The organism is Spirillospora sp. NPDC049652, from assembly GCF_040675125.1.
Taxonomy (GTDB): Bacteria; Actinomycetota; Actinomycetes; order Streptosporangiales; family Streptosporangiaceae; genus Spirillospora.
The window spans coordinates 1-1,490 of record NZ_JBFAOF010001360.1 but is presented as its reverse complement, the minus strand read 5'-3'; the positions used below and the strand labels follow the sequence as shown (position 1 = coordinate 1,490).

Sequence of the window (1,490 nt, the reverse complement as noted above, 5' to 3'; positions counted from 1 at the left end):
CGCGCGGTCGCGGTGACCGGCGAGTCGATGCTGCCCGCGCTGCGTGCGGGGGACTGGCTGCTCGTCCGCGCGGGCGGGCGCGTGCGCGCCGGCGACGCGGTCGTCGCGCGGCACCCCTGGGACGAGGAGCGGCTCATCGTGAAGCGGGCCGTCCGCGAGGAGGACGGCGGCTGGTGGCTGGAGAGCGACAACCAGCGCGCGCACGGCCGCCAGGACAGCTGGGACTTCGACGCCGTCCCGCACCGCCTGGTGCTCGGGCCGGTCGTCGCCCGCTACTGGCCGTTCAGCCGTGCGGCGGTGCTGTCCCGTCCGGCGCTGTCGCTCCCGTCGCCCCGCTCCCCGCGCCGGACGGCCCGCCCCGCGGTCTGACCCGTGGACCGTCCCGCGCTGTGGCCCATGGCCTGCCCTGCTGCATGGTCCGGGGCGTGGTTCGAGGTGCGGTCCGCGCACTCCGGTGAGCAGTACAGCTGGGAGCGCTCCTTGGTCGTGTCGAGGTGGACGCGGCCGCAGCCGTCCGCGGGGCAGACGCGCAGCCGGTCGATGCCCTGCTCGGCGACCCGGACGGCCAGGCCCATCGCGGCACGCGCGGCGTAGACGTCGTGGACGGCGCCGCCGTCGTTGACGTGCAGGTGCCAGTCCAGGCCGTCGTGCGCGGAGAGCTGGGGGTGGACGGGATGCTGGATGAGCAGCTCGTTCAGCCGTTCGGCGGCCAGCTCGCCCCGGCCCGCGGCGGACGCGGCGAAGACGGCCTGGAGCTGGTCGCGCAGCTCGCGCATGGCGTCCAGGTCGCGCTGCCGCAGCGTGCCGCCGAGGTGCGGCCGCCCGGCGAGCAGGTCGCGGAGCCCGTCGAGGTCGCGCAGGGCGTCCCCGTCCGGGCGGCGCCCGCTGTTGACCAGCACGATCGCCAGCTCGGCGTAGGAAGCGAGGTCCACGTGCACTCCTGCCGGAGTAGCCCGATGATGTGTTTCTCCCCTTTGTCGAGTATGCACCTTGTCGGGTACCGCCGGATGGTCGAATAGGGGAAATCATTCGGCGATCGAGCGTGCGGGCCGGTGATTTGTTTGCCGACCCGTCCAGCGGCCACAAGAATTGTCGCGGCTAACGGCCGCCCCGAATCTCATAATGCGGACGGCCCGCCTCCGGGGGGAGAGCGGGCCGTCCAGGAGAAGGGCGAGGTCAGGCGCGGGCGACCCCGTCGGTGCGGGCGGCGGCGGCCACGGCCGCGGTGACGGCCGGGGCGACGCGCGGGTCGAACGGGCCGGGGATGACGTAGTCGGCGGTCAGGTCGTCCCCGACGATCGCGGCGAGCGCGTCGGCGGCGGCGAGCTTCATGCCCTCGGTGATGGTGTGGGCCTGGACGTCGAACGCGCCCCGGAAGATGCCGGGGAAGGCGAGCACGTTGTTGATCTGGTTCGGGAAGTCGCTGCGGCCGGTGGCGACCACGCGGGCGTGCCGCCGGGCGACCTCCGGGTGCACCTCGGGCGTCGGGT

Annotated in this window: 3 protein-coding genes; 1 reads left to right on the top strand and 2 read right to left on the bottom strand. The window is 74.4% G+C overall.

Annotated elements, in window-relative coordinates; translation table 11 throughout:
* Positions 1 to 369: S24 family peptidase (locus tag AB0J52_RS40205; protein ID WP_500188442.1), on the top strand; the 369-nt coding region annotated here is incomplete at its 5' end.
* Here AB0J52_RS40205 and AB0J52_RS40200 read toward each other — a convergent pair.
* Both AB0J52_RS40200 and AB0J52_RS40195 read right to left on the bottom strand, forming a co-directional pair.
* Entirely contained in the window at positions 273 to 932 is a 660-nt protein-coding gene (locus AB0J52_RS40200; RefSeq protein ID WP_500188441.1) for a CGNR zinc finger domain-containing protein, read from the bottom strand. The two genes, AB0J52_RS40205 and AB0J52_RS40200, sit on opposite strands and share 97 nt — an antisense overlap.
* A 244-nt stretch (positions 933 to 1,176) precedes the next feature.
* A partial coding sequence (locus AB0J52_RS40195; RefSeq protein ID WP_500188440.1) for a malic enzyme-like NAD(P)-binding protein occupies positions 1,177 to 1,490 on the bottom strand: 314 nt, incomplete at its 5' end.